Source organism: Paraburkholderia aromaticivorans, assembly GCF_002278075.1.
In the GTDB taxonomy this organism is placed as follows: Bacteria; Pseudomonadota; Gammaproteobacteria; order Burkholderiales; family Burkholderiaceae; genus Paraburkholderia; species Paraburkholderia aromaticivorans.
On sequence record NZ_CP022991.1, the window covers coordinates 294,555 to 320,053 of the forward strand.

The 25,499-nt window shown below is 61.0% G+C and carries 19 protein-coding genes and 1 pseudogene; 11 read left to right on the forward strand and 9 right to left on the reverse strand.

Going from position 1 to position 25,499, the window contains the following annotated elements:
* The first annotated feature begins 464 nt into the window (after positions 1-464).
* Both CJU94_RS34360 and CJU94_RS34365 read left to right on the forward strand, forming a co-directional pair.
* The gene (locus CJU94_RS34360; protein WP_095423115.1) at positions 465-1,682 is read left to right on the forward strand and encodes a ParA family protein; all 1,218 of its coding nucleotides are present in this window, start codon (positions 465-467) and stop codon (positions 1,680-1,682) included.
* Positions 1,679-2,653 carry a ParB/RepB/Spo0J family partition protein gene (locus CJU94_RS34365; RefSeq protein ID WP_095423116.1) on the forward strand — a complete coding sequence of 325 codons (975 nt, stop codon included), beginning with the start codon at positions 1,679-1,681 and terminating at the stop codon, positions 2,651-2,653. The genes CJU94_RS34360 and CJU94_RS34365 overlap by 4 nt, the downstream gene beginning before the upstream one ends.
* 1,043 nt (positions 2,654-3,696) lie before the next feature.
* Here the strand turns inward: CJU94_RS34365 and CJU94_RS42000 are convergent.
* The 4 genes and pseudogenes from CJU94_RS42000 to CJU94_RS34390 form a co-directional block, all read right to left on the reverse strand.
* Positions 3,697-3,843, reverse strand: a pseudogene (locus tag CJU94_RS42000) (glycosyltransferase family 1 protein); the annotation flags it as partial.
* A 2,910-nt stretch (positions 3,844-6,753) separates the two neighbouring features.
* Positions 6,754-7,245, reverse strand: a complete 492-nt coding sequence (locus CJU94_RS41090) for a hypothetical protein (protein WP_244221148.1) — start codon at positions 7,243-7,245, stop codon at positions 6,754-6,756.
* Between the two features lie 79 nt (positions 7,246-7,324).
* On the reverse strand, positions 7,325-7,729 hold the full coding sequence (locus tag CJU94_RS34385) for a heme-binding protein (protein ID WP_095423119.1): 405 nt from the start codon (positions 7,727-7,729) through the stop codon (positions 7,325-7,327).
* A gap of 87 nt (positions 7,730-7,816) precedes the next feature.
* Positions 7,817-8,755, reverse strand: a complete 939-nt coding sequence (locus CJU94_RS34390) for an SMP-30/gluconolactonase/LRE family protein (protein WP_095423120.1) — start codon at positions 8,753-8,755, stop codon at positions 7,817-7,819.
* Positions 8,756-8,989: 234 nt separating this feature from the next.
* Here CJU94_RS34390 and CJU94_RS34395 point away from each other — a divergent pair, with 234 nt between their 5' ends.
* The 4 genes from CJU94_RS34395 (at position 8,990) to CJU94_RS34410 (ending at position 14,601) form a co-directional block, all read left to right on the forward strand.
* Entirely contained in the window at positions 8,990-10,537 is a 1,548-nt protein-coding gene (locus tag CJU94_RS34395; RefSeq protein WP_095423121.1) for a UxaA family hydrolase, read from the forward strand.
* A gap of 100 nt (positions 10,538-10,637) precedes the next feature.
* The gene (locus tag CJU94_RS34400) at positions 10,638-11,945 is read left to right on the forward strand and encodes an MFS transporter (RefSeq protein WP_244221149.1); all 1,308 of its coding nucleotides are present in this window, start codon (positions 10,638-10,640) and stop codon (positions 11,943-11,945) included.
* A 73-nt stretch (positions 11,946-12,018) separates the two neighbouring features.
* Positions 12,019-13,311 carry an MFS transporter gene (locus CJU94_RS34405; RefSeq protein WP_095423122.1) on the forward strand — a complete coding sequence of 431 codons (1,293 nt, stop codon included), beginning with the start codon at positions 12,019-12,021 and terminating at the stop codon, positions 13,309-13,311.
* 123 nt (positions 13,312-13,434) lie between these two features.
* Positions 13,435-14,601: a mandelate racemase/muconate lactonizing enzyme family protein gene (locus tag CJU94_RS34410; RefSeq protein ID WP_095423414.1), complete on the forward strand. Its 1,167-nt coding sequence runs from the start codon at positions 13,435-13,437 to the stop codon at positions 14,599-14,601.
* Positions 14,602-14,665: 64 nt separating this feature from the next.
* Here the strand turns inward: CJU94_RS34410 and CJU94_RS34415 are convergent, their stop codons facing one another.
* Both CJU94_RS34415 and CJU94_RS34420 read right to left on the reverse strand, forming a co-directional pair.
* Positions 14,666-15,595: a dihydrodipicolinate synthase family protein gene (locus tag CJU94_RS34415; protein ID WP_095423123.1), complete on the reverse strand. Its 930-nt coding sequence runs from the start codon at positions 15,593-15,595 to the stop codon at positions 14,666-14,668.
* A 41-nt stretch (positions 15,596-15,636) separates the two neighbouring features.
* Positions 15,637-16,635 carry a 2-hydroxyacid dehydrogenase gene (locus CJU94_RS34420; RefSeq protein WP_095423415.1) on the reverse strand — a complete coding sequence of 333 codons (999 nt, stop codon included), beginning with the start codon at positions 16,633-16,635 and terminating at the stop codon, positions 15,637-15,639.
* A 144-nt stretch (positions 16,636-16,779) separates the two neighbouring features.
* Here CJU94_RS34420 and CJU94_RS34425 point away from each other — a divergent pair, with 144 nt between their 5' ends.
* From CJU94_RS34425 to CJU94_RS34435, 3 genes are read left to right on the forward strand one after another with little or no spacing between them, the layout of a single operon-like run.
* Positions 16,780-18,519, forward strand: a complete 1,740-nt coding sequence (locus CJU94_RS34425; RefSeq protein ID WP_095423124.1) for an IlvD/Edd family dehydratase — start codon at positions 16,780-16,782, stop codon at positions 18,517-18,519.
* Between the two features lie 52 nt (positions 18,520-18,571).
* Complete coding sequence (locus CJU94_RS34430) at positions 18,572-19,315, forward strand: GntR family transcriptional regulator (RefSeq protein ID WP_095423125.1); 744 nt, start codon at positions 18,572-18,574, stop codon at positions 19,313-19,315.
* A gap of 32 nt (positions 19,316-19,347) precedes the next feature.
* Positions 19,348-20,154, forward strand: coding sequence for an NAD-dependent epimerase/dehydratase family protein (locus tag CJU94_RS34435; protein WP_095423126.1), 807 nt, complete (start codon positions 19,348-19,350; stop codon positions 20,152-20,154).
* A 201-nt stretch (positions 20,155-20,355) separates the two neighbouring features.
* On the opposite strand, the gene CJU94_RS34440 is transcribed toward CJU94_RS34435, so the two are convergent.
* The 3 genes from CJU94_RS34440 to CJU94_RS34450 form a co-directional block, all read right to left on the reverse strand.
* Entirely contained in the window at positions 20,356-21,057 is a 702-nt protein-coding gene (locus CJU94_RS34440; protein WP_095423127.1) for a fumarylacetoacetate hydrolase family protein, read from the reverse strand.
* An 88-nt stretch (positions 21,058-21,145) separates the two neighbouring features.
* Positions 21,146-22,066, reverse strand: coding sequence for a helix-turn-helix transcriptional regulator (locus tag CJU94_RS34445; protein WP_244221150.1), 921 nt, complete (start codon positions 22,064-22,066; stop codon positions 21,146-21,148).
* A gap of 236 nt (positions 22,067-22,302) precedes the next feature.
* On the reverse strand, positions 22,303-23,169 hold the full coding sequence (locus CJU94_RS34450; RefSeq protein WP_095423129.1) for a LysR substrate-binding domain-containing protein: 867 nt from the start codon (positions 23,167-23,169) through the stop codon (positions 22,303-22,305).
* 130 nt (positions 23,170-23,299) lie between these two features.
* Here CJU94_RS34450 and CJU94_RS34455 point away from each other — a divergent pair, with 130 nt between their 5' ends.
* Together CJU94_RS34455 and CJU94_RS34460 are read left to right on the forward strand one after the other, a co-directional pair.
* On the forward strand, positions 23,300-24,322 hold the full coding sequence (locus CJU94_RS34455; RefSeq protein ID WP_095423130.1) for an ABC transporter ATP-binding protein: 1,023 nt from the start codon (positions 23,300-23,302) through the stop codon (positions 24,320-24,322).
* On the forward strand, positions 24,319-25,452 hold the full coding sequence (locus CJU94_RS34460; RefSeq protein ID WP_095423131.1) for an ABC transporter ATP-binding protein: 1,134 nt from the start codon (positions 24,319-24,321) through the stop codon (positions 25,450-25,452). Before CJU94_RS34455 ends, CJU94_RS34460 begins: the two co-directional genes overlap by 4 nt.
* The last annotated feature ends 47 nt before the right edge of the window (positions 25,453-25,499 follow it).

Here is a 25,499-nt window from a genome sequence, read left to right on the forward strand (position 1 = left end):
CTCTAAGCGGTCGACGTCGCTGAATCATAGGTGAGAGATTATGTGCAACGGGAGACACGCTCGATGTCGGCATCAACGCCCGCGCACACTATCTCTCACCTTTGTGCCTCCATTTAGCCATCTGAAATAAAAATGTAATGTAACCGGTGACGTTTGATCGTTCATTACGTCGCCAAGCGCTTCGCGCGCAATCTTTTCCTCGGCTCTTAGCCTCGGTGCGCCGGGCCCTGGACATAATCTCTCACCTTTTCGCTAAAGGCGCTCGAAGGAGAATCGATGCGTCCGTCAAAGGTGAGAGATTTTGTGACGGGATCTTCTTTATCCCGGCTGGCATCATTTCAGCCGAAGCCATACAAAACAGCGGCTTACGGGGGATACTTGAGAAACTGGACTATGAGATAAGCCTGTTTTTGCGTTTTTCCTGTATTCTTCGTTTAGCTTCAATTTCCATGGAAAACTCAGAAATGGCCAATGTCAGCCAACCGATGCCAATAGACCGAACCGTGACGCTTGAGGAAATCTCAGATTTCGCGGATGTCGTCACCGATTATGCAACTGAACTGCGGGACCAGATTCTCGCGCCGCGCCCACGCAAGGAAGCGCCGGTGTTTACGACAGGTGAGGTTGCGGAGTTGTGCGGTCTGACGCGCCAACAGGTGCAGTACCTGGCAACCAAGGGAGACGGTGTGCTGCCAGAAGGGCAATCCACCGGGACAGGGCGAAGCCGTAGCCGCCTCTTCACGCTGCCTGAAGCACGAAACTGGGTACAGCAGGTATCGGACATCTACCAGACGCCTCTGGTGGCTGGGCCAAGCGATTTCGAAGGCAAGGTCCTTATTACGTCGCAGTTGAAGGGCGGCTCGGCTAAAACCACAACCTCGATGTGTCTCGCCCAAGGGTTGAGCCTCCGCGGGCGAAAGGTACTCGTCGTCGACCTTGATCCGCAGGCATCGCTTTCCGAATTATGTGGTCTGTATGCCGAGAAGGAGGTCTCTCCGGACGACACCGTGCTTCCTTTTGTCTACGACCAAAAGATCGAGGGAGGCCTGCTCGCCAAGGTGCAGCCGACGTATTGGGATGGGTTGGACATCATTCCGGCGCATACCGAACTGGTCGGGGCGGAGTATCACCTTCCGGCTATGCAGATGAAGCTTGCGGGATTCAAGTTCTGGCAGGTGCTCCGGGATGGGCTGGCGCCGTTGCGTAAGCACTATGACTACATCATCCTGGATACGTCGCCGTCCTTGTCCTATCTGAACCTGAACGCACTGATGGCAGCTGACGCGATGGTAATGCCGATGGTCCCCGAGAATCTCGATTTCTTCAGTTCGCTTTCCTTCTGGCGGTTGTTCTCCGACGTCGCCAAGTCATTCATTAAATATGAGGCTAACAAGAAGTACGACTTCGTTTCGGTGTTGCTGACGCGCGTGAACTACAGCAGCACTTCCTCGGCACCGGTTGTGCGTACGTGGGCGCAAGGGGCCTATCGCCACTGGCTTGACCCGTTCGAAGTTCCTGCCAGCTCCGTAATGAGTTCCGGCGCGCTGGCATTTACGACTGTTTTTGACATCAGCAGCTCTCATAGCCAGGCGAAATCGTTGGCACGCGTCAAGCAGCCGTTAATCGAATACTGCCGATGGGTCGATGACATGTTCGTCAAACAATGGAGGCCAGCACAATGAGCACCAATAATATCCGTGACCAGATGTTGGCTAAGACTGCGAATCTTCGGTCGACAGCAGAAAGGACTCCCGATGCTAGTCGGCGCGCGAATCGCACGGAGACGGCGCCTGGAATGGCCGGAGCGTTAGCCGCGGCACAATTAAGAGTGCAGGAGCTTGAGTCAACGGGAACGACGTCGCAGTTGCCAGTGACGGAAATCGTTCCTAATCCCTGGCAGCCGCGAAGGGTCTTCAATGAAGTCAAGTTAGCCGAACTGGCGGAGTCTATTCGCGAAGTCGGGCTGATGCAGCCTATTGTTGTTCGTCGAGTTGATTCGGCCTATCAGATTGTCGCGGGGGAGCGGCGCTGGCGGGCGCACAAGATTCTCGGCGCGGAGCACATCAAAACGGTGGTGATCGACTGCTCTGACCAGGACATGATCGTGCTGGCGCTGGTCGAGAATATGGACCGGGACGATCTGACTGACTATGAAGTGGCCATTTCCCTTCGTCGGTCTGAGAGCGAGTTTCCGAGCCGCAAAAGGCTGGCGGAAGCGGTCGGCCTTTCACGTACGGGGCTCTATCAGTATCTAGCGTTCGAAAATCTTCCGGACTTCATGAAGAAGGACCTTGATTTGCAGCCTTCCCTGCTGGGCTGCAATGCTGCAGAGGAAGTTGTTTCGGCGCTTAAGAAGCATGGTAATGAAGCTGAGTCAGCCGCACGCGAGCTCTGGCCAGATGTAGTCAAGGGGGAGCTGCCGCAAGGCAAACTTGCGCCGGCCATTACTGCTATGGTCACGCGCCGCACTTCCGGGACAACGGCTCGTGAGAGGCACATCGAGAAGTTCTTTGCCGGAAAAGACCAGGCGGGAAGTATTACCAAGGACGTCAACAGCTTTACCGTCAAGATTAAAGCTGCCGCGTTGACGGAGGCCCAGGAGGCGAGAATCCGGCAGCTTATCAGTGAGCTTTACAAAGGCGAGCCGCGCTGACAAGCGCTCTCGCTGAAAAAAGCCCGCCTTGCGCGGGTTTTTTTGTGCCTGCGCGTTGGTCGCGTCAGTATTACTGACACTAGCTTGGAGGCGAGCCAATGATGTTCTGTTGGCAGGGGCGGAGTCTGTTCCCGTTGGCAGCAGTGGCGTCCGCTTGATGGGGCGTCCCGGCGCGGACGCATTCAGTAAATCAAGATGTGTTAGCCGAGTCGTTACGGCAAACGTGGCTGGCAGTTGCCAGTATTCCACCGGCCCGGCCCGGCTTGGCCCGTGCGCGTGTCCTGGCCGGTGGTGCCTACATTGGTAGATTGGCAAACAAAAAGGCGGCCGGGCGCACGCCTTAACTGTTCTCGCACCGCCGTCGGAAGATGGGTCAGCAATGTCCTCTCGGCAACCTTATAAGGCACGATCATGGAACGCGCCGGTCTGTGGCGTTTCTGATGCGCTTCCCCGAAGACAACGACAAGCATTCATCGATGAGGCAGGAGACTTTTTTGCCAAGGATCTCGTCGACAACAATGAGTTGAGCGCACGATAACGCTGGATTTCGCGCGCTCAACTCAGCACTTCCCCGGCATTCCTTGTGTCCTTTCTCCGATTGATCAAATCTCCAGGGCGTTCTGCGCGCAAGAAAGCGGAGGGGAACAGGCCTGTGTCGAGTCTGCCGCGGGCTTCCTGATGGCCGTCGTTCGTCCAATGAAGGATGAGGCGCCGCCGCGTTCGGGGCAGGAGAGGAGTAACCAGATCGCATGCCCAGACGACAGTCTGGACGTAAGCGTACCCGGTCCTTGATGTTCTCGTAGCCAGTTGTTGCCCGCGCAGACCCTACGGACTCGTCACGTTGCTTTCACCACAGAATCTCTTCATAGCAGCGCGAAATCGAGACCTTCCGCTTGACTGCATGGCCGGACGCACCACGCACTCACGGCCTTAGAGTTTGCACGACTGTCCCACGATGGAGTCGAGAGTTGGGGGCGATTTGCGCCAGAACTGCGCCGACGTGGTCAAGGCGGAAGGTCCAGGTGTGGGGAAGGCAGTGAGAAACGCAGCGGCAACGCGCGTGCGTAAAACGACGGAATGGTCGCATGCGGAAAAATCACACCCGGACGAAAGGGCTGCACGGTGGCGACCAGATGGCACAGCTGGACGAGCGCACGGTGCCGCCGCCGCGGAAACACGCACTGCACGCCGACGCCGTCCAAGTGTCGGTATTACTGACACTGATGTCGGCAGCACGGACCTCCGCCCGTCGAAGCATTTTCTGCCATGATGTCAGCATCGCTGAGCCGTGTTCACGCCTCACTCTTCATCCGACGCAGCACAAGTGATTGGCAATACGCCCCAACGCTGAGCCCCGATGTCTGCGCTGATTGATGCGTCGCAGAACGCCCCGATAAGACTTTTCGCCTCCGATAGACCGTGGGTGCTCTCTGTCGCTGATCGACCATCGGACGGACGCCATGGCTTAGGAATCTCGTGCGTCGACTCGCCGGTGGGTATTAGGTTAGGCGTGTGTCGTGTCATCTTGGGTGGTAGGTGGGGCTCCCCATCCGATGAGTAAAAAACCACTATCTTCGACGAGTAGTACCAGGGTCGGCGTCGTGACCACACACAATTTGTCGGTGCAAAATCGCTTGCCAGACCGAGTCTGGAGCGCGCACTGGAGGATCGGCGGCTTGCCTTGACGGTTTTCGTGGTTGGTCTAACCAGTGAGCGCGGCGAGGCATCTCGTTTTGGACCACGCAAAGACGGTGATTGTGATTGACCTGAGCGCACATAGCTCTTCGCCGGCCGAGGTCAATAACGCTCACCCGCCCGTTGCAGAGTCCAGAGTTTCAGCCCGTCAAATATCTTCACCTTTGCTCTCCTGCTGGTGCCTCGCCTCGGCCGAATCTCTGCCTCTCTCGTGAAATCCGGCGAAAACCGTCAGAAAGGGTTATGCGCGCGCGAAGGTATCGCGCCCCACCGTCTTCGCGTCTCTTGACTCCGCCTTTCATGAGACCGCTGAGAGCGGATGGGTTGCGTGGGCAACGGTAAGGCAGCCCACGTCCAAGGCTTGGAGATTCCGATTTCATTTCGGTCGACATCTTGAGTGGCTTAGCGTCTGTCCATCTTCTCGATGATGGCCAAGCGCCGCTTCGCCGGGTACAACGACCGGCGGTTCCAGCGGTGCCGCTTTGATGTCTGGGCCACGCATCTCGATTCGCGCGCTGGTCAACTCTTGACGTACGAGCAGTTGATCTGCCCAGATCATATTACGAGGGGCACAGCTCATCTGAGGTCGGGTGTCCCAGTCGCAGTCTTAACAAAACAGTGATCACCCTCTCAGCCGACCGTTTAGCTTCCGGGGGTCTATCCGGCTAATCTCAAGGTTCGGAATTCATACGATATGCGGAGATGCGCGCGGTGTGAGTCGCCGCAAACGATGCTCCGTAAGAACTTTGTTTAGACGGCAAAGAAAGACCGCTTGTCTGGCGCCGCGGCACCGTTCGGTCTAAACCCATAGTCGTGCTTCGGCGTTGTCTATGAATGAAGCGGAGGTCAACATGGCGATCCAGACCGGGACAATGATCGAGGCGACACCGGCAAAAAGAGGCCAGCGAGTGTTGTCGCCAGAAGGATAAAACTTCGCCAAGGCAGACGGTCTACGCTAATTGGCCGAGCTATCGTGGAGGATCTGTTCGCGCACCGAGGTGTTGTCCGGCCTGCGGCCGACGTTCACACTGGGATTTTTCCGGCAGGACGTGCAGGGCGTTCGCCGCCGACAATGCCAGAAAGCGGCAGCCCGTCTGCAGAGCGTTCTGTTCACTCGGACTAGGCTCGCGTCAGGCATGCACGGACGAAACTTGCTGCTGACAATAGAGGTCGACGTCTCGTCGTTTCCACCCGTGGCATGGGTCCTAACCTCGCCTTGCTTGATCGCTTCTGGTTAGATACGCATGTCCGGCACCAGGATAGGGGCGTACTTGCACTTGCCATCGTGCCCGCTGTCCCGGTGGATGCCTGTTGCAGTACCGCTTCACAGTCATTCACCTTCCCGAGGACGAGGCAGTTAGCGACCGGATATTCGACGCCTGCGCCGACCAGAAACCCCTTACGCTTAATAGAATTTGTATATCAATTACATATTTTAATAGCTTGTAATTCAAGTGTAACGTCCTTCATTACTCGGAAGTGCCGATATGCATGTCCTCGCTGCGAGACAATCACGCGCTAAACAGAAGACACCTTTCAATAAACTTTCTCGGTTAGCACTCTTCTGGAAGAGCCTATCGATAGAGCGACGGGAATATTGTCGAAGGTCATACCCTCATCCCGCCACCTGATGCGTGACGGGAAACAGCAGGGCGCGTTCCCTTTCTTCAACGCTAACAACTGGCAACGCAGTGCGCTCGACAAGTAGGCCAACTCGTACGGATTCGCCGTTCACGACGAGGGCCGCGCGACGGCCCATGAGAAGCCGACCGAATCGTGCCGCAGGCGCACCGCGCCAAGCTGCTTTCGCACCGCGTGACCAGAGGAAGCAACATGCGGGAAGTACCCCACGCCTGCGAGCCATTCGAAAGTAGCTCACGTCGCGTTTGCAGGAAAGAGCTCGCAGCGGGGCTTCAAACTTCGAAAAGCTATGCTCCGTGAAACAATTGGGTTTCTATGGCAGCGACAAAAAAACGTCGCACAAACAAGGAATTGACACACTTTTGATTGCAGCATCTTCCGACTGTTTCACGACCACGCGCATGCTAAGAGTATGAAAACGCTGAAGGCGTGGCAAATATCATTCAGCAGCGTGTTCGTAGCCTGCATGTATTAAATACTACGTATTCTGTAGTTCATGACTTGCATGCGAATGTGACGGACCGGCGCCATTTTCCGACGACGAGCAGACTGTGCCGTTTTCCACTGCGTGATCGCGTGAAGATTGGATGTGAGTGACATCCGCCTCAGCACAATCGTCGGATCGGTCATGAAAACCAAGATCGGTGGTTGCAGTCCCATCCGCAGTTCGGCTCCGTCACGCGATAGCATCCGAACTCCAGAGCGCCTCGCGTCCCCGATGCATGAATCCGCGCACGGCCTCGACTGCAATCCGCCGCCTACCGTTACGAGCGGAATCCGAACCTGTGCGGCAACGGCACCGTATATCCGCCCGACTGCAACCGCGCTTCGAGAGCTCGCGCCTTCGTCGCCCTGGACGCAGGCGACGCATCCAGATGACAGGTCATGGGTCGATCCAGCGGGTCGTTGGCGTTCTGCGCATCGATCACCTTTGCCATCCGCTGAATCGTTTCGTTCACCGGCGCTTCCGACACCATCCCGTGACGTAGCCGGTCCGCAATCTGCTGGCTCGAAATGCGCCGCATCGCGCGATCTTCCATCAAAGCGATATCGTGAATGCCCGGCAAGAGTGTCCGGCAGTTTTGAATATCCGACGCCCTGATCAATCCACCACACCACGTGACCCGGAATCCGTGGCGCGTTGTGCAGGACATCCGCGCGGATTTCCTCATCCGACCGCTGCACTCTTTCGACCAGGAGTGGTCAGCAAGCCATCGAGCGAGCAGTTCATCGCGTGCAGTGTCACCGGCCATCATTTCCCACCCTTGCTGCGTAGCCCGCCTCGCTCGACCATTTCACCCATCATCTGCGCCAACAATTTCAGGTATCGATCATTCAACCATCGAGGCTGTTCACTGCGGTTCTGGCCACCTGCGAATCCTGATCCGGCTTGACACCGGACACGCCGACCGCGCCCACGACGTGCCCGTCGACCGTGACGGGCACACCACCTTCCAGCGTGCCGGCGAGCGGTGCGCTCAGGAAAGCGGTCCGGCCGCCGTTGATCATGTCTTCGTACTGCTTCGATTCACGTCGGCCGAGCGCCGACGTGCGCGCCTTTTCGGTTGCGATGTACGCGCCTATCGGTGCACAGCCGTCGAGGCGAAGCAGGGCCAGCAGATGACCGCCGTCATCGACAACCGCGATGGCGACTGCCCACTGGTTTTTTTCCGCTTCCACGCGTGCGGTTTCGAGAATTCGCGTCGCTTCTACGACGGTCAATACAGGTTTGCTTTGCATGTCAGAGTGATCAAAGTCAGTCATTCGAAGTGAAGTGTCGCGACCGGCGCACGCCGGTGGCCGCGATCCATGCCGCGGCGAACCGGGTTATCCGCCCAGCGCGCCCTGCGTGTTGACGTGGACCGCATAGATGGACTGCGACGACGCCATGAACAGCCGATTGCGTGCGCGTCCGCCAAAACACAAATTCGCGCAACGCTCGGGCAACGCGATCCGGCCAATCAACTTTCCTTGTGGCGAAATGACCATGACGCCATCGAGTTCGTCGTTGCCCATGCCCCAACCGCACCACAAATTGCCGTCCACGTCCGCACGCATCCCATCGATCGTGCCGGCCCCCGCGTCGTAGAACATCCTGCCCTTGCCGATTGAGCGACCGTCCGCGTCCATTTCATAAACGTGAATCATCCGGTTGGGCACACCGCGCGATTCGATGATGTAGAGCAGCTTCTCGTCGGGTGAAAAGCACAGGCCGTTCGGCCCTTTCAGGTCGCGAGTGACGACGGACGCTTCGCCCGTCACGCCATCGATCCGATAAACCGAGTGGGGGAGTTCCTGCTCCGCCTTGATTCCTTCGTAGTGTCCGGAGATGCCCATCGGCGGATCAGTGAACCAGATAGAGCCGTCCGATTTCACTACCAGGTCGTTGGGAGAATTGAGCGGTTTGCCTTCAAAGGAATCGAGCAGGACGGTGATGCTGCCGTCGTACTCGGTGCGCGTGACGCGGCGGCCGTGCTCGCATGTAACGAGCCGCCCCTGCCTGTCGCGGGTGTTGCCGTTTGCGTAATTGGAAGGCTTCCGGAACACGCTGACCACGCCCGTTTCCTCCTCCCATTTCAACATCTGGTTGTTCGGAATGTCGCTCCAGAGCAGGTAGCGACCATCGCCGAACCATACCGGACCTTCGGTCCACCGATAGCCGGTAGCCAGCCGTTCGACAGCCGAAAAGGCCACGCGATATTTGTCGAAGGACGGATCTAGCGAAATCACCCGCGGGTCGGGGTATCGCTCAGCTTGTTGCCACATCTCAGTCTCCTGTTCAAGCGTCCGGATTTCCGCCCATGCGGCGGCTCGACCGGTAGTATAAAGGTAAATGAGTAAGCGCTTTCTCTTGAATTCGATCCGCAAGTACCATAAGATGCTTGAAATTATTGAGGTGCGAGCAGCCGCCGCAACGTCCGTAGCGGTTCTGTAAGAAAGCGATTACTCGTTTTCCCGTTTTTATCGCCCGGTGCACATTCTTTGGAAGGGCAATGCCTGATGATTGAGATGACGAGCAAGAACGTAACCGGACCGGTGATCCGGTTGCATCCCGCTGACAACGTGGTTATTGCGCGCGTCGACGTCGCAATCGGTACGCCGGTTCCAGTGGAAGACTTTGTTTGCCGCAGCCAGGTGGCCGCGGGCTACAAGATCGCGGCGAGGCCCATCAAGAAAGGCGAGCCGGTTCGCAAGTACAACGTGGTGATCGGTTTCGCCGCGACGAATATCGCGTCAGGCACGATGGTCCACAGCCATAACGTCGAGTTCCGCGAGTTCGACCGGGACTACGCATTCGGCGCCGACTACCGGCCCGTCGAGATGGTGCCCGAAGCCGGGCGAGCCACGTTTCAGGGCATCGTGCGGGAGAACGGCGAGGTTGCCACACGCAACTACATCGGCGTCCTGTCGACAGTCAATTGTTCGGCCACGGTCGCACACAGGATTGCCGAATGGTTCACGCCGGAACGGCTGGCGGACTACCCGAACGTCGACGGCGTAGTCGCATTCACGCATTCGATCGGTTGCGGCATGGAAATGAGCGGTGAGCCGATGGCGCTGTTGCGCAGGACCATGGCCGGTTACGCGCGTCATCCCAATCTCGCCGCGGCGCTGATCGTCGGGCTGGGTTGCGAGCGCAACCAGCTGGCCGGGCTGATGGATCAGGAAGGTCTGCGGGCCGATTCGCGGCTGCACACGTTCATCATGCAGGAGCGCGGCGGCACCCGCCGGACCATCGAGGCCGGCGTGGCCGCGGTTCAGGCTCTGCTAGCCGACGCGAACCGCATGAAGCGCACGACGGTTCCCGCAAGCCATCTGAAGATCGGTCTTCAATGCGGCGGCTCGGACGGTTTTTCGTCGATCACCGCGAATCCTTCGCTCGGCGCGGCGATGGACTTGCTGGTTCGTCATGGCGGCACGGCCATCCTCTCCGAAACGCCCGAAATCTACGGCGTTGAACATACGCTCACGCGGCGTGCGGTCAGCCGCGAAGTCGGCGAGAAACTGGTTGAACGGATTCGCTGGTGGAAAGACGAGTATTCGGTCGGGCGAGACGTTCAGATTAACGGCCAGGTCAGCCCCGGCAATCAGGTGGGCGGACTCGCGAACATCTTCGAAAAGTCGATTGGATCGGCGATGAAAGGGGGCACCGGGCCGCTGATGGAAGTGTATCGATACGCCGAACTGGTGAAGCAATCCGGACTCGTATTCATGGACACGCCTGGTTTCGACCCCGTCTCCGCGACGGGGCAGATTGCGGGCGGGGCCAATCTGATTGCCTTCACCACAGGGCGCGGTTCCATGTTCGGGGCGAAGCCCGTGCCGTCGCTGAAGCTCGCCACCAACACGCCGATGTACACGCGCCTGACCGAAGACATGGATCTGAACTGCGGCGGCATCCTGGATGGCATCGAATCGGTCCAGAGCACGGGTCAGAAGATCTTCGACGCCATTCTTGCGGCCGCGTCGGGCGAGCGCACAAAAAGCGAAATGCTCGGGCTAGGGGATCACGAATTCGTGCCCTGGCAGATCGGGATCATGAGTTGAGTCTGCATTGACCCACCACATCGCAAGGGCGAACGGCCATTTACACCGATAAGTAAAACCGCGCCCTGTATGCAGCCGAACACAATAGCGGAGACAGCCCTTGAGCACCCAAACCCCGGCAATACGAATCCCTGACAGCGCGGCAAGCAACTCGATCTATACGCGAGTGACCTGGCGCTTCATGCCCTTGCTGTTCGTCTGCTACGTGGTGGCGTATCTGGATCGCGTCAACGTGGGCTTCGCCAAGCTCCAGATGCTCAGCGATCTGAACTTCAGCGAGGCAATGTACGGCTTCGGCGCCGGCATCTTCTTCATCGGGTATTTCTTCTTCGAGGTGCCGAGCAATCTGTTGCTGCACCGGCTCGGCGCGCGCCGCTGGATTGCCCGAATCATGCTCACGTGGGCGGTGCTCTCGGCTGCGACCGCGTGGGTCACCACGCCCACGATGTTCTACGTATTACGTTTTTTTCTGGGCGTGGCCGAAGCGGGCTTTTTCCCGGGGTTGGTGCTGTATCTCACGTACTGGTTTCCCTCGCACCGGCGCGGCAAGATGATCGCGTTCCTGATGGCGGGCAATCCGGTGGCGGGTATTGTCGGCGGCCCGATATCGGGTTTCATCATGCAGCGCCTCGCGGGCAATGCGGGGCTCGCCGGCTGGCAATGGCTATTCATTCTGGAAGCGGCACCCGCGCTGATCCTGGGCGCCGTCATTTTCTGGTTTCTCGACGACCGGGTGAAGGACGCGAAGTGGCTGTCGGTTGAGGAGCGCGACTTCATAGCATCGGAAATCGATGCGGAAGCACGCACCAAAAGCCACGGTTCCGTGCGCGAAGTCTTCACGTCGCTCAAGGTCTGGACGTTATGCACGATTCTCTTCGGTATCGTGATGGGCTCTTATGCGGTCGGCTTCTGGCAACCGACCATTATCAAGAGTTCCGGAATCACGGACGCCTTCACCATCGGCCTGCTGACCGTCGTGCCTTATCTTGCCGCGTTGATCATGATGATTGCGGTCGGCCGCCACGCGGACCGCACGCGTGAACGCCGCTGGCACGTCGTGCTGCCGCAATGCATGGCGGCAACGGGTTTCGTGATGTGCGCATACGCCGGCAACAACACCTATATCGCGTTGCTGGGTCTGACGCTTGCCGCCTCCGGCGTGATTACGGCCTTACCCATGTTCTGGGCCTTGCCCACGTCGTTTCTCGGCGGAACCGGTGCGGCCGCGGGCATCGCCTTGATCAACTCGACAGGCAATCTCGCGGGCTTTGTCAGCCCCGCGCTTGTGGGTTGGCTGAAGACGGTCACGCATTCACTCGATTCGAGCCTGTTCCTGATTGCGGGGTCGCTGATGATCTCCGCATGTCTCATCTTGACGCAGCTTCCCGCCAGGCTTGTCAACAAATAGGACCGCCAAGGCACTCGATAGAAAAGCTGGATGAGAATATTCGGCATCCTTATTTAAATGGAATGGAGACAGCATGAAAACCGGGAAGTATCGCTACGTCGTCGCTTTGCTGCTGTTTATCGCGGGCGCGATCAATTACATGGACCGTGCGGCGCTGGGTGTGGTCGCGCCTGTCCTCAACAAGGAGTTGAGTCTTTCGCCGTCGCAACTCGGCGTGGTGTTCAGCAGTTTCTTCTTCGGCTATTCGATCTTCGCCTTCGTCGGCGGGCAACTCGCCGACAAGTACGGACCGCGCCGGGTCTTCTCCTGGGCGATGGGGACGTGGTCCATTCTGTGCGGGTTGACCGCGGCCGCGACGGGATTCGGCACGCTGCTGGTCTCCCGGGCGTTGTTCGGTTTCGGCGAAGGGCCGATGAATTCGACGACCAACCGGACTATCACCAACTGGTTTCCCCGGCATGAAACCGCGACCATGGTCGGCTTTACCTTTTCGGGCCAGACGGTAGGCAGTGCGATTGCGGGGCCGGTGGTCGGGCTGATTGCCATAGCTTACGGCTGGCGCACGTCATTCGTGATTGTCGCGGCGCTCGGACTGGTGTGGATCGTCGCCTGGCGCATGTTCGTGACCGACAAGCCGTCTCAAAGCGCGCGGGTCGGCGAGGCCGAACGTCAGATGGTCGAAGCGAGCCGAAGCGCCGCGCATCCGGCAGAGGGCGGCGATGAGAGCACGCCGCTGCGCGGCTACCTGTTTCGTCCGAGCACGCTTGCGCTTGGCGTCGGACTTTTCGCGGTGAACTACACGCTGTTCGTGTTTATCTCGTGGATGCCGAGTTATTTCACCAACGCGCTGCATCTGGACATGAAGCACATGAGCATTCTGAGCGCGGTGCCATGGGCATGCGGCGGAATCGGATACTTCGGCGGCGGCCTTCTCGCCGACGCGTACTTCAAGCGCATGACCAACAAGCTGCTGGCGCGCAAGATCTCGGCGATCGTGCCGCTCGCGCTGTCGGGTCTCGCCCTCCTGGGCGTCAGCATGGTCGATTCCGTGACGCCCGCAGTACTGCTCGTCGCGTTCGCCGTGTTGTTCCTGACGGCCTCGTCGCAAGCGTGCTGGGCCACCATGCACGAGTTGGTGCCGGGCCGGCATCTCGGCGGCGTAAGCGGCTTTGTCCACCTGATGAGCAACATTTCGGGCATCGTCGGTCCGACCATGATGGGCTTTGCGGTCCAGTACTTCGGCGGTTACAGCAGCGGCTTCCTGCTCGGCGCGGCAGTGGATCTGGTCGGCGTGCTGGCCATGTTGCTGGTCATCGGCCGGCGTGCGGCAGGCGAAACAGCCGGGACGCCAACCACCGCCGCATAAACGATCCGTTCTTCCACGCAGGCCGTCACGACGCCGTGCAAACGGCCACACGCGTGCGACTCCATGCGGGGCCGCACGATCGGTCGCGCGAGCGTGGCTATCTTTTCGAACCGGCATACCGCTATGAAACACGTCATCGGCGAATCTGAGCAAACTGGTTATCAGACACGTGCGCGGATCGTCTCAGTCGAGGCGCGCACCATCCGCGTGCCGCTTGAGCGCCACGTTGCATTCTCGACCCGCCTCGTCGCCGCTCGCGACTACACGGTCGTGCGCGTGACGACCGCGGACGGCCACTACGGCATCGGCTTTTGCTATAGCGGCAACCGCGCCGGCATGCTGGTCACGTATGCGGTGCGCGAATTGTTTGCGCCGCTGTTGCGCGGACGTTCCGCACTCGATGTCGAGGGCTCATGGAGCGACATGTACAACGAGTCGCTGCTGCAGGGGAGGGCCGGTTCGGTGATGCGCGCGCTGTCCATCCTCGACATCGCCCTGTGGGACCGAAATGCACGCGCCGCGGACCTGCCGTTGAGCCGCTATCTCGGCGGTACGTGCAGCACCACGGTGCCGGCCTACGCCAGCGGCGGTTACTACCTCGAAGGCAAGACGCCCGAGCATCTCGGCGAGGAGATGGCGGGCTACGTCGCAATGGGGTTTCGCGCCGTGAAGATGAAGGTGGGCCGGCTTGATCCGCGCAGCGAGGAAGCGCGGATCAGGGCGGCGCGAGAAGCGATCGGCAATGACGTGCTGCTGATGCTCGACGCCAACAACGCCTGGTCCGACGTTCCCACCGCGCTCGAATACATGCGCCGGTACGAGCCCTTCAACCCGTACTGGATCGAAGAGCCGTTCAGCCCGGACGACATCGAGAGTCACGCGCAACTGAGCCGGCGCACGCCGGTGACCGTTGCGACCGGTGAAATAGAAGCAGGGCGCTGGCGGCATCAGGCACTGCTCGAGAAGCGCGCGGCCACGATCCTGCAGTCGGACGCGGCCGTATGCGGCGGCATCACCGAATGGCGACGGATTGCGGCGTTCGCCGCGGCGGTGGGCGTGACGATGTGCCCGCACTGGTTCCACGATTTGCACGTGCATCTGGTGGCGTCGACCACCAACGCGCGCTACGTCGAATTCTTTCCTGACGATCAGGTGCTGAACTTCCGTCGGCTGGTGGATACGCAACTGTCTTTCGCGGACGGCCAGCTGATTGTGCCGACGCGTCCCGGCCTGGGATTCGACTTCGATGACGCCGCGCTGAACGAATACGCGCTGGACGATTGGGCGTGAAGCCGAAGCGATGAATCGCCGGCCCGCCGGCAGCGTATGCAACCGGCGGTGTTCGCGCATGGCGTCAGGCGCTGACTTCGACTCCCGGCATCGAGAAGCCGTTTTCGCGAAGCGCGGCGGCGAGCGCATCGCGTTGCACCGGCGTCAGATCGACGAGAGGAGGGCGTACGACGCCCCAATCGGGATCGTTCGAGTACACGCCGATCGCTGCCTTGAGCGCGGGGATCATCGGGAACCTGGCGAACACCCCGCGCGTGGCGTCCAGTGCTGCCTGACGCGCATCGGCGTCGGCCGATTGCCAGTGACGATACAACTGCACGATCGCCGCCGGATTGACGTTGCCCGTTGCCGTGATGCAGCCGACTCCGCCCGCCCGCATGGTGGCCAGCAGGAAGTTTTCGCTGCCGGCGAACACATCGAAGCCATGTGGCTGGAAGCGTTCGAGCATGGCCTGCGTGTTGCTCCAGTCGCCCGAACTGTCTTTCACGCCGGCGATCACGTTGGGAAAGGCAGCGAGCAGCCGCTCGATGAGTGCGAGGCTAAGCGGCACCTGGGACACGGGCGGGATGTGATACAGATAAATGCGCAATGCGTCCGACCCCACCCGTTCGATGATCTGTGCGTAGCTGCGGAACAGGCCTTCGTCGGTGACGCCCTTGTAGAAGAACGGCGGCAACATCAGGACATTGTTCACTCCCAGCGAGAGGGCGTGGCGCGTCAGTTCGACTGTGTCGGTGAGCGCCGAGCAGCCGGTGCCCGGCATCAGACGATCGAGCGGAATGCCTGCGCCAACCAACGCTTCCAGCAGCTTCATTTTCTCGCCGACCGCGAGCGAATTCGCTTCCGAATTGGTGCCAAAAACAGCGAGCCCGACGTCCTGTTCGATAAGCCATCGGCAATGACGGATATAGCGGTCGTAATCGGGAAGAAGGTCTTTCGTGAACGGCGTGACCACGGGCGAATAGACGCCGCGGGGCCGGTTGACTGAGGTCATCGCATGTTCCTCTTGATTGCGGTGGGGGTGTTTCGCTCCATTCAACTGGCGATCTGTTGCGCCCGCGAGCGGGCGTGAAGCGCTTCGGGATTGACACAGGTCGAGGAGAGCTGGCCCTCGAGTGCATCGATGAGATTGCGCACCGCGCGCATAGCCATGTTCTCGCGCGTCTGTCGAGTCGCGGAACCGATATGCGGCACCGCTACCACGTTCGATAAGCGGAGCAGCGGCGAGTCCGGCGACACCGGTTCGCGTTCGAACACATCGAGACCGGCGCCGAGAATGCGCCCTTCACGCAGATGCGCGACGAGGGCGGCTTCGTCGACGACCTGTCCGCGCGCGCAATTGATAAGGATGGCAGACGGCTTCATGGCCCCCAACTCGGCGCTGCCGATCAGGTGCTCGGTGGCGGGCGACAGCGGCACGAGCACGCATACGAAGTCCGCCGTCGCGAGCAGTTCGGGAAGCGGCCGCCATTGCGCGCCGTAGCGCTCCTCCGCGTCGGGGTTGCGGGAGCGGTTCGAATAGATCACGTCCATGCCGAAGCCGAGGGCGGCGCGCTTCGCGACCGCGCTGCCAATACGCCCAAGCCCGACGATGCCCAGTGTTTTGTGATGCACGTCGACACCGAATTGCGCCTCGCCGATCGTGCGCGTCCACTGTCCGCGGCGCGTCCAGTCGGCGAGTTCGGCAATGCGCCGGGCGGTCGCGAGAATCAGGCTGAACACGAGGTCAGCGGTGGTTTCGGTGACTTCCTCCGGCGTATTCGTCAAGACGATGCCGCGGCGCGAGAGGTCGGCGACGTCGAACGCATCGAAGCCGGCGGAAATGGTGGACGCGACCTGAAGCAGGGGCGCTGCATCGAGGATCTCCGGGGTTATCTTGAGGTTGTTGCCGACCATTCCATGAGCCTTGCCCAGGGCGCGCGTGAGCGGCGCGAGGTCGCCGGCGGAAACGTCGACCAGTTCGACGGAGCAGTGCTCACGAAGTAGCCCCAGCACGGCAGGAGGCAACGGACGATAGGCCACGACATGCTTCATGAAGACCTCGGCGGAATGCTGTTTGAAAGTGTTGGGACGCGGCATCGGCCGCGACGAAAAAGAATCGCTTGCGTACGGACTATAAGTATCGGTAACATTCCCGTCAAGATTATTGATAATTTAATCGGAAATTCAGGAGCGTTAATGAGCGAGAAGAAAAGCGGCTTGCGGCAGGGCCTGACGAACTACGGCGACGAAGGTTTCTCGCTATTTCTGCGCAAGGCGTTCATCAAGGGCGCGGGCTATACGGACGACGCGCTGTCGCGTTCGATCGTGGCCATCGCGAACACGGGCAGTGCCTACAACCCTTGCCACGGCAACGCGCCGCAGTTGATCGAGGCGGTCAAGCGCGGAGTGATGCTGGCGGGCGGGCTGCCGGTCGAATTCCCGACGATTTCGATCGCCGAGAGCTTTTCGCATCCCACCAGCATGTACCTGCGCAACCTGATGTCGATGGACACGGAGGAGATGATCCGGGCCCAGCCAATGGACGCGGTGGTGCTGATCGGCGGCTGCGACAAAACCGTTCCGGCGCAACTGATGGGTGCGGCGGCGGCGAACGTTCCCGCCATTCAACTGGTGACGGGCGCCATGCTCACGGGTTCGCATCGCGGTGAACGGGTCGGGGCATGTACGGATTGCCGCCGCTTCTGGGCGAGTTTTCGCGGCGACCAGATCGACGAAGCGGAGATCGAAGCGGTCAACAACCAGCTCGTCGCAACGGTTGGAACCTGTTCGGTGATGGGCACCGCGAGCACGATGGCCTGCATTGCCGAAGCCTTGGGCATCATGCTGCCGGGCGGTGCGTCAGCGCCTGCCGTGACGGCGGACCGGATCCGTATTGCGGAGCGCACCGGTGCGCAGGCCGTGGCGATGATCGGGCGCGAGCTGAGCCCGGCGACCATCCTGACGCCCAAGGCAATCGAAAATGCGTTGCGCGTGCTGCTGGCAATCGGCGGCTCGACCAACGGCATCATTCACCTCACCGCGATCGCGGGCCGCCTCGGGATTCGCATCGACCTGGAGCAACTCGACCGGATGGCGCGTGAAACGCCGGTGCTCGTCGATCTGAAACCGTCCGGGCAGCACTACATGGAGGACCTGCATCGCGCCGGCGGCCTGACTACGGTCATGCGCGAGTTGAAAGGGCTGCTGCATCTCGACGCGCTGACGGTGACCGGCCGTACGCTCGGCGAGGAACTGGATGCCGCTCCGGCGAGCTTCCCGCAAGAGGTCGTTCGCCCGTTCGACCGTCCTGTCTTTCCGCAAGGCGGCATTGCGGTGCTGCGCGGCAATCTCGCGCCGGGCGGCGCGATCATCAAGCAATCGGCGGCAAGCGCCAGCCTGATGGAGCACGAAGGGCGGGCCGTCGTTTTCGAGGACGCGGAGGATCTGGCGCGCCGTATCGACGATCCGGAACTGGACGTGCAGGCGCACGACGTACTCGTGCTCAAGCGGATCGGTCCGGTCGGCGCACCGGGGATGCCGGAAGCGGGCTACATTCCGATCCCGCGCAAGCTCGGCCGGCAGGGCGTGAAAGACATGGTGCGCATTTCCGATGGACGCATGAGCGGCACGGCGTCCGGCACGGTGGTTCTGCATGTCACGCCCGAAGCGGCCATCGGCGGTCCTCTGGCGATCGTGCAAACGGGCGACCGGATTCGCCTGAGCGTGGCAAAACGGTCGATCGAACTTGCCCTCGGCGACGAGGAAATTGCCGCGCGTCTTGCCGCACTGCCGGCGCGCCAGGCCGATCCCGACGAGCGTGGTTATCGCAAGCTCTTCCTCACGACGATCACTCAGGCCGACGAGGGCTGCGACTTCGACTTTCTGCAGGCTAGCCGCATTACCGCGACCGTTCCTGGCAACGGAAACAAGGGTTAAAGGTCATATTTTCGTATAGGCTCGCGGGTTAGATCATTTTGCGGACCCTTCTATGAGCAACGCTGCCAAGCCCAAGCGCTCCGATGCACCCACTGCGAAGACGGTCGAACGCGACCGCAATGTCGACGAGACGCTGCGCAGCGTCGCGGACGAGCTCGAAGAGCAGATCGTCCTTGGCGTTCTGCATCCGCGCGAACGACTCGTGGAAGACGATCTGTGCGAGCGCTTCAACCTGAAGCGCCACGTGGCTCGCCAGGTGTTGGTGGAGGTGGAGCGGCGCGGGCTGGTGGAGCGGCGCAAGAATGTGGGCGCGCTGGTCAAGTCGTTTTCCACGCGCGAGGTGACCGAACTGTATGCGCTTCGCGAACTGCTGGAGGTGGACGCCGCGAGGCGCATCGTGTTTCCGGTCAGCAAGGAGGCGCTCGATGCGTTGACGGCAATTCAGGCAGAGCACGACGCAGCCGCCATCGCCGGCGATCTGCGGCGCGTGTTCCGCGCGAACATGGCGTTTCACCATGCGTTCTTTGCGTTGTCGGAAAGCCAGGTTCTGGCCGAGGCGATTCGCGAATATGAACGCCGCACGCATGCCATCCGCTCGGTATCCATCGTGTTTCCGCAGTATCTGGAGAAGGCTCGCGCCGAGCATCATCAGATAATCGAGGCGCTGCGAACCGGCGACCGGGACACATTGATCAAGTTATGCCGGGAACATCTGGTGCCCTCGCGCGACGCGTATCTCGAGGCGCACCATCGCCGCTCGGCTGGCTACACGGTACAGAAAGGCGAAACCGATTAACCGTTTTCAGCTGAATCACAGAGAGGGTATCAATGACTCGAGTACTGATTACCGGCGCGGCCGGTCACATTGGACGTGTGCTCCGCGCCGGTTTCCAGGGTCACTATGCACTGCGCCTCGCCGATATTGCGCCGCAGGCGCCGGCGCAGGCAAATGAGGAAATCGTGAGCGCGGACATCACGCGGCTGGAGGATCTCCTGCCGGTCATGAAGGACGTCGACGTGGTTGTCCATCTGGCCGGCGTTCCCGACGAGGATCGCTGGGAGCGCATTCGTGATCTGAACATCGAGGGTTGCTACAACGTATTCGAAGCGGCGCGGCAAGCAGGCGTCAAACGCGTCGTGTTCGCGAGTTCGAACCATGCAGTGGGTTTTCATCGTCGCGACCGGATGATCGACAACACCGTCGAGCCGCGCCCGGATAGCCGCTACGGCATCTCCAAGGTGTTCGGCGAGGCGCTGGGCCGGATGTATGCCGACAAGCACGGCATGTCGGTGGCGTGTATCCGGATCGGCTCGTTTCGCCCGGACGACCGGCCAACCGTACCGCGGCATCTGTTCACCTGGATCAGCCATCGCGACATGGTGCAGGTGGCGCGCCGCTGTATCGACTATCCGGACATCCACTTCGCGGTTGTGTATGGCGTCTCCAATAACGCGCGCAACCGCTGGGACAACGCCAACGTGCGCTATCTCGGCTTTGTGCCGGAAGACGATGCCGAACTGTACGCGGCGCAGATCAAGGCGAGCGGACAGAAAGAAGAGGCGCGTGAAGCGCTGTTTCATGGCGGCCCTGGCTGCCTGGTCGAATTCGACGGTGATCCGCTCGGAATCGATTGAGCGCGGCGGTCTATTGTCGGGGACGATTGCGTCGCGCCAAGGCAGGCGGTCGCAAACCGCCCCCTCATGAGCCGAGCCAGGAACCGCGTGGACGCGGAATATCCGCGTCCACGCTCGCGTCTGCCTGCGAACAGTGCCCCGCGCTTCGCGTCGGCTGCCTTCATCGGAAGGCAGATCTCGCGCTGAGTGGTTGCGCCTCGTTCATCCGGCCAGCGGACCCACCTCGAAACTGAAATTGCCGACACCGTCCACTCCCCCCGCGACCTTGTCGCCCGGGCGCAGTGCGCCGACGCCGGCGGGTGTTCCGCTGAAGATCAGGTCTCCCGGCTTCAGCGCGACCGCCTGAGAGACGTAACTGATGATGTCTGCAACAGGCCAGATCATCTCGTTGAGATCGCCTTGCTGCCGGACCTCGCCATTGACGGACAACCATATCCGGCCGCAGGATGGATGCCCCGACCCGGACGCCGGTTTGATTTCGCTCACCGGCGCTGACGCGTCGAAGCCTTTTGCCCAGTCCCACGGGCGGCTCAGTTTCTTCGCCGTCGCCTGAAGGTCCCGGCGTGTCAGATCGACGCCGACTCCGTAACCCCAGACAAAATCGAGCGCGTTTTCCGGGGCGATGGCCATGCCTTCCTTACCGACCGCAATGACGAGTTCAATCTCATGATGCAGATCGGCGGTAAGGGGAGGGTATGGCACCACGCCGGCTGCCGGCACAACGGCATCGGCAGGTTTGGAAAAGAAGAACGGGGGATCGCGGTCCGGGTTGGCGCCCATTTCGCGCGCATGGTCTGCATAGTTGCGCCCGACGCAGAACACGCGGCGCACGGGAAAGCGGCTCGTCGATCCGCTGACGGCAACGGACGTGATGGTGGGCGGTGTGACTGAGTATTCGGTCATGGTAAGCCTCGCTGTTGTATTGGCCTACCTACGGTACCGCCCCGCGAATTGTCCGTGCAGGACAAATCCGCACAACACCAGGACGATCTTACGGTGCTTCCTTGCGCGCGGTGGTGCCATCGTTTCGTTGCCCCGCATTCCTGTGCATGTCGCGAAAGTCGCTCGGAGACTGACCGACTGATTGACGAAAGCGCCTGGAAAAATAGGCTTCGTCGCGATAGCCGACCAGAAACGCAATATCCTTGATGCGCCGGGTGTCGTTGGCCAAAAGATCCCTTGCACGTGCAATGCGGCGCTCGGTCACCCACTCGACAAACGTCCGGCCCGTTTCTTTCTTGATCAGATGCGTCAGATAGTTCGGTGACAAAAACGTAGCGGCAGCGGCGGAGGTCAGAGACAGCGCGTCGCTCGCGAGATGTGCGTTCACGTGACGGTTGACACGCGCCAGAGCGTCCCGTCGGCCGAGTTTCTGAACGTTGCGCGAGGAAAGCCGGACTATCTGCTCCGCGTGTCGCTCGCATACGATCCCGATGAGTTGCAGAAGGTATCCGCGAAGCAGGGTGGTCGCGCCAAAGCGCCGCGTCTCATTGACCTTCAGCATACGTGCGAGAAGTGGCTCGATTTCGGCGAGATCGGCGTCCTCCAGAATGAAATCGATATGCTCCTGAAGCCTGAATGGGGCGAGTTCGGGCGCCTGCGTCAGCGGCACGTCCTCGAGGTCCAGGGGGTCCGCAATGCCGCTCGTGTCGGCGCGTAGAAATGCTTGCGTAAAGTTGATGACAATGAAGCGTGAATGCGCGGGATGCGGTATCAGATGCAAGCGATGCGGCAGGATAAAGGCGATCGCACCGGCAGGAAACGGCCGGCGTACTCCACCGATGTGCTGTTCCGTATCGCCGCCCAGGTTGATCTGAATCTGAAAGTATTCGTGCTTGTGCGGCTCTTCAATCGCGGAGCGCGAGCCCTGGTCGCGTATGTAGAAATCGAGGCGATCGCTGCGCTCCGGCATCGCATAAGTGCGTGAGACTTCTGCCCGCGACGCGGTCATGGCTGCGTGCTCCGATTGATCCGCGATTGCGTGGGCGGCGCGCGCCTGACCGCCCCATCGCGCGCGAAGGTGATGTCTGTCACATCCAGTTGACGCACGCATGCCTCCTTGTCCAGATTACGCACCGGTAAACGGATGACCGGCCTCCCGATCACATCTCTTCTCGCCGGCCAACCCCAGGCGCGTTGCAGCGCCGCCTAGCTGCCGTGCAGCGTATCGATAATCGCCTGCGTGATGGCGCGTCTGTCATACGACGCGCGGTGGATCATGCCGACCGTGCGTAACACCGGTGAGTTCGAAATCGACAGCACGCGTAGCGACGGATCGTTGTGCCAGTTGCCGCGGTGCAGAAGTGGCAGCACCGTGACGCCGATATTCTCGCGCACCAGCGCCACGATCGTCTCGATCGAATTGAGTTCGAGGTACTCGTTGACCGCGAGGCCTGCCGTCTGCAACGCATGCTCCACGACGCGCCCGGTGCGCACCCGCCGGTCGAAGCGCAGAAAGGGGTGGCTGAGCAGGATGCGCTGCGGATCGGTGTCGGTGATCTTGCGGCTGATTATCAGCATCAGCGGCTCCGTGTAGAGCGTCGTCCACTTCAGCGTGTCCGGCAGCGAGATGTCGGCACGCGCGACGATCGCCGCGATATCGACCTCGCCCGCCTCCACCATCTTGGCCAGTTCGTCGGAGCGCGACGATAGCAGCCGCACGTCCAGTTGCGGATGGGCGGTCTTCAGCCGGGCGACGACTAGCGACAGCGCGCCGATCACCGACACCACCGCGCCGATAGTCACCGGTCCTACCATCGAATCCGTCGGCGTTCCCTCGAGCTCGGTGAGCAGATCGAAAATCTGCTCGACTTTCGGCCAGATCTCTTGCCCGTGCCGGTTCAGCGCGATCTGCCGCCCGCTGCGATCGAACAGCTGACGGCCGAGTGCCTGTTCGAGTGCGCGCATCTGCAAGCTCACCGCCGCCTGAGTCAGCGCGACGCTCTCGGCCGCGGCGGCGAATGACCCGGTCCGTGCGACGGCCCGGAAAGTTCTCAACATGCGCAGCGTCGGCATTGCCCATCCACAAGAAAAATTTAAGTGTGACCAAGAAATATTAATATTTTCCATTGTAAAGCGCACCAGATAATCGCCCCAAAACGTCCGCATTGAACAGGACCATTAGTCCGATATGGAGCTTTTAAGCATGCCCGATGCCGACCGTAGACCGGTACTGGAGGTCCGCGGCTTTTCGTTGAAGTTCTCGCGCGCCGCCGGGGTGCCGAACCTCGTGCACGACGTGTCGTTCTCAGTTGGCACGGGCGAGACGCTCTGCATCGTCGGGGAATCGGGTTGCGGCAAGAGTGTGACCTCGCTCGCGCTGATGGGTCTGCTCGCAAGCCCGCCTGCGCACCGCGTCGGCGGCACCGCGCACTTCGAAGGCAGGGACCTGTTCTCATTGTCCGAGCGCGAACTGGCCGATATTCGCGGCAACCGGTTGTCGATGATCTTCCAGGAGCCGATGACATCGCTGAATCCGGCGTTCACCGTCGGCGAGCAGATCGGCGAAAGCATCCGGCGGCATCGCCATGTCGAGCGCGGCCAGGCGCGCGAGCAAGCGCTCGAGATGTTGCGGCTCGTGCGGATCCCGGCGCCGGAAACCCGGTTGGACGCGTTCCCGCATCAGCTTTCCGGCGGCATGCGCCAACGCGTGATGATCGCGATGGCGCTCGCCAACCGCCCGCGCCTGTTGATTGCCGACGAGCCGACCACCGCGCTGGACGTGACGATCCAGGCGCAGGTGCTGTCACTCGTGAAGAATCTGCAGGCCGAGACCGGCACCGCGATGGTGTTGATCACGCATGACCTCGGCGTCGTCGCGGAGGTCGCCGACCACGTCGCGGTGATGTACGCCGGGTGCATCGTCGAATACGGCACCGTCGCCGATCTGTTCGACGACCCGCAACATCCGTACACGATCGGACTAATGGGTGCGATTCCATCGGTCGGCAAGCGTGAAGGCGCGCTCGCGACGATCCGCGGTTCCGTGCCGTCGCCCGAGTTGATGCCGCACGGCTGCCGCTTCGCGCCGCGCTGCCCGTTCGCGGAGCAACGCTGCATTGACGCCGCGCCGCCCGACAAGGTGATCGCCGGTGTGCATCGCGTCGCATGCTGGCTAGCGCCGGTCGAACAGGTCGCGGCGCCGCTATCGCGCAAGGAATTCGCATGACGAGGTTGACTCCGACAACGCCGCATGCGGACGCGGCCTCAAGTGCGCCGTCGCCGATCATCGAGGCGCGCGCACTGACGAAGCATTTTGGCGGTGCGCGGCATCTCTTCACGCGCACGCCCACTGTCTATGCGGTCAACGACGTGTCGTTCGCGGTCAACGCCGGCGAGACCTTCGCGATCGTCGGCGAATCCGGCTGCGGCAAGTCCACGCTGGGCCGACTCCTGCTCCGACTGATCGAGCCGACAGACGGCCGCGTGTTCTATCAAGGCGCGGACATCACCCACCAGCAGGGCACGCCGCTGCGGCGGCTGCGCCGCGAAATGCAGATCATCTTTCAGGATCCGTTCGCGTCGCTGAATCCGGGCATGACGATCGGCCAGATCGTCGGCGAGCCGATCGCGCTGCACGGGCTCGCGCGCAACGGCGTCGAGCATCGCGAGCGCGTTGCCCAACTGCTGCGCACGGTTGGCCTGCAACCGGCCTACGCGGACCGTTACCCGCACGAATTCTCCGGCGGCCAGCGACAACGGATCGGCATCGCCCGCGCTTTGGCCGGCGAGCCGAAGCTGATCGTCGGCGATGAACCGGTGTCGGCGCTCGACGTCTCGGTGCAGGCGCAGGTGATCAATCTGCTCGAAACACTGCAACAGAATCTTGGCCTCACGCTGATCATGGTTGCGCATGATCTCGCGGTTATCCGCCATATGAGCGATCGCGTCGCGGTGATGTATCTGGGCGAGATTGTCGAGCTGGCGGATGTCGATGCACTGTTCGACGCGCCGTTGCATCCGTACACGCAGGCGCTGCTGCGCGCGATTCCGGCGAGCAGCCCGCACGAGCGGCGCGCGAAGCCGGCGTTGTCCGGCGATCTGCCGAGTCCGACGGCGCCGCCGTCCGGTTGCCGTTTTCATACGCGCTGTCCGCACGCGAAGCCGCACTGTGCGCAAGTGCGGCCGGCCAGCGAGCGACTCGAAGACGGACGGCAGGTGGCGTGCCATTTCTGGCGCGAGATCCAGAACGCCGGCGGCGGTGCGCCGCTGGTCACGAGCGTGAGCCCCAAATTGGCCGAGCGGCTCGCGATCTACCGTGACCGCCAGGCGACGCTGGAAGACATGAAAATCGATTGAAGAATCGAATTGCCGTCGCACCGATGCCCGTTTAGCGCACCATTTTT